The sequence below is a fragment of the Amycolatopsis sp. NPDC051071 genome (assembly GCF_040682875.1).
In the GTDB taxonomy this organism is placed as follows: Bacteria; Actinomycetota; Actinomycetes; order Mycobacteriales; family Pseudonocardiaceae; genus Amycolatopsis.
Window position 1 is genome coordinate 1 of record NZ_JBFBBY010000315.1, and the last position, 2,739, is coordinate 2,739.

Annotated in this window: 4 protein-coding genes; 2 read left to right on the top strand and 2 right to left on the bottom strand. The window is 64.7% G+C overall.

What is annotated here, in order from left to right:
• Positions 1-173: 173 nt before the first annotated feature.
• Positions 174-476, bottom strand: a complete 303-nt coding sequence (locus tag AB0M65_RS40680) for a hypothetical protein (RefSeq protein ID WP_364040972.1) — start codon at positions 474-476, stop codon at positions 174-176.
• Positions 477-767: 291 nt separating this feature from the next.
• Positions 768-1,361 carry a PadR family transcriptional regulator gene (locus tag AB0M65_RS40685; protein ID WP_364040975.1) on the bottom strand — a complete coding sequence of 198 codons (594 nt, stop codon included), beginning with the start codon at positions 1,359-1,361 and terminating at the stop codon, positions 768-770.
• Between the two features lie 114 nt (positions 1,362-1,475).
• Here AB0M65_RS40685 and AB0M65_RS40690 point away from each other — a divergent pair, with 114 nt between their 5' ends.
• Both AB0M65_RS40690 and AB0M65_RS40695 read left to right on the top strand, forming a co-directional pair.
• The gene (locus AB0M65_RS40690; protein ID WP_364040978.1) at positions 1,476-1,928 is read left to right on the top strand and encodes a hypothetical protein; all 453 of its coding nucleotides are present in this window, start codon (positions 1,476-1,478) and stop codon (positions 1,926-1,928) included.
• 191 nt (positions 1,929-2,119) lie between these two features.
• On the top strand, positions 2,120-2,323 hold the full coding sequence (locus tag AB0M65_RS40695; RefSeq protein WP_364040981.1) for a hypothetical protein: 204 nt from the start codon (positions 2,120-2,122) through the stop codon (positions 2,321-2,323).
• Positions 2,324-2,739: the final 416 nt, after the last annotated feature.

Below are 2,739 nucleotides of genomic sequence, written 5' to 3' on the forward strand. Positions count from 1 at the left end.
CTCGTACCGGGTCGTACTCGGTCGAAGGGCCCACGCCGCCAGGGACCGCCTGGGCGCGAAGACCACGAACGAGATTTGCCAGACACGCCCTAGTGCTCTGATCGTCAACGTCGGCCGGGCTGGATGGCCGAATCAGCCCTGACGACGAAACGCAGCCCGGCCCGCCATCACGTTCACCAGGACACAGAAACATCCTGCGCGATCCCGACCAGGTTTCCGTCCGCCGCCTTGACCACCGCCAACCGGCGGCCGGGAGCATTGACGATCCCTGCCGACGCGGTCCCGTCACCCGGGTGCAGCACCCCTTCGGCGTCCTGCACCAAAACCGTCGCGCCGGAGGCGACCAGCTCACCGTGGGCCTTCTCGACGTCGTCGACCTTGAAGAACACCAACGGGTAATCAGCCCACGGCAGCCGCGACAACCCGATCTCGACCCCACCGTCGGCGAAAGTGGCGTAATCGGCGCTCTGATACACCGGCTACCGCCTACCACCGACAAGAAATCGATCACCGGCATCGACCGGCCTTGCCAGATCCGCGGTCTGTCCGGTGGCCACAACGTCCCGGCAGACACCCACCGCACGCCCGACGCGATCGTTCTGGGAATTCCCCTTTCAGGGGTGACAGGGATTGTCGTGCGGGACTGTGTGGATTGTGGATCATCTAACGCGCCGGAATCCACACGGTCACCGGATGTGTCGGCTCTGTGTAGATGACGCACTTGCCAAAGGCCTTGGACAGCCAGAGGAGGTCCGCCGGTCGCCGCGCTACCAGGGTGTCCGGCCGGCGCCCAGTTGTGCCAGCAGAGCGGCGGGGTCGGGGCCACTGTGGGTATCGGGCCACTGCCGGACCTGCTCTTCGGCCCAGTCCGCCCACTGGCGGGTCATCTGTGCCAGTCCGACCCGGTAGGCCTGGGTCAGGCCGACAATATGCGCCCGGTCGGGGTACGGCTCGTCGCCATCCGCGTAGTCGTGCGTGATCATGGTCGCGCCGGCCTGGGTTTGATCGGCCCAGACGCGCATCGCTTTGATCGCGCCGAGCAGGTCGTCCTTGTCGCCGAGATCGGAGAACAGGATCTTCATCATCGCGTCGAACTGGAACTGCGGTTCGGCGGCGGGGCCGGACAGCCAGCGGCGCAGTTCTCGACGCCCGGCCGGGGTGATCGAATAACGGGTGCGGCGCCGCCCGCCGTCGGCCTCGGCGGCCGCCGTGGCCAGGCCGTGGGCTACCAGCGCCTTGGGCTCGCTGTAGACCACGCTCTCGGCCGCGGCCCAAAACGTGCCGCTGCGCTTGAACTGCTGAGCCAGCTCATAGGGCGTATGCGGGCGCAGTCCGAGCAGACCCAGGACGCCATAGGACACCGTGGTGAGCTTCTTGGTCCGGCCGGCCAAGTCCGCCTCCCCCTCTTGCCAAGTACTTCGTTTCGGAGTATAGACATACTCTGAAACGGAGTATCTCTCCCAGCGAGGTGTCCCATGACCCAGACACCACCCACCCCCGACACCGAGTGGCTTTACCTTCGCCGAGCCGCCCTGAGCATGTCGGCGATCGCCGCCGCGGTGTTCGGCCTGCTGGCCGGCTGCGGCGCGGGGTTACGCGGGTTCACACTCGGCGAACCGTTCCCCCACGGTGCGTCGTTCACCGCCCTGGCCTGGGTATCCGTCGTCCTCGCACCCGTACTGGTCTGGATCTTCGTCGGCCTTGCCGTGCTCGTGGGCGGCATCGTTCTCGTGACCCGGGGAACCTGGTCGGGCCCCCAGGTCATCGAGTCCGGCCTGAACGCCATTCTGGTCATAGCGGCCTACACACTGGCTCCCGTCGTGCTGATGTTCATCGGGCCGTTCGTGCTCTGGTTGCTCTTCTGGATCGAGACGGGGTTCGGGACCTGCGTCCCTCCCTCCTGCAAGGGCGTTCCGGCCGTCCCCTGACACGACCGGGACTCACGTCATCCACACTCTCGTACCGCTGGTCAGCCGCTTCCACGCAGGCTGGGGCGGGAAAGTCATATAAGGATGGGAAATGACAGCTCAGACTGTCCAATCTGGACAAATATTGCTATGCCGCAACGGCGATAGCGTCACCTTCTCGCCGGGCTCGGCGTCATCGGGTTTCATCGGTCGTGGCGAAGGCGGAAGGAGTCGCACAAGATGTCCGACAGCTCATTGACACGCGACTCGACACCGCGGACGCGGATGATTATCGACTGCTGGCCGAGTTGCTGGTGCAACTGAACGACACGCAAGCGCTGCTCGCGCTGGCTGAGCGGGCTAAATTGAACAACGATCCCGATATTCAAGAGGTAGGGCAAGACTTCTCATCCTGACCTTTATGCACGCCGGTGCCTCGCCTCCCGTTATTGAGGGGTAAGGCAAATGTGGCGTGACCGAGTCTTTGCCTTGAGATCGCGAGGTCTGCTTCGCGACCTCAAGGCAGAGGCTTCGCGCGGCGCAGGTCCGGGCCGGGCAACGCAGCCAGGCCGCGCCTTGACCATCCACTGAGGACACTTCAGCGCTGCAGAATGCCCGATTCATGCCCAGGTGCGGTTCGTGATTGGGGTCGTGAGTGATCAGGGTCGTTCTAACGACCCAAAACACTCACGAGACCCGACCCACTCGGTACCGGCGCCCGTGTGCTCGCCTGAGGTACATGAAGGCCCCCTTCCTTGAGCCTAGGTACAGGAAGGGGGCCTTCATGTACTTGGGTTGCGCGTGAAGGACTCCTTCCCTCGGCTGAGCCGAG

Excerpts from the sequence above, each read along its gene's own strand:
- AB0M65_RS40690 (WP_364040978.1), top strand. The coding sequence starts at position 1,476 with ATGACCCAGACACCACCCACCCCCGACACCGAGTGGCTTTACCTTCGC.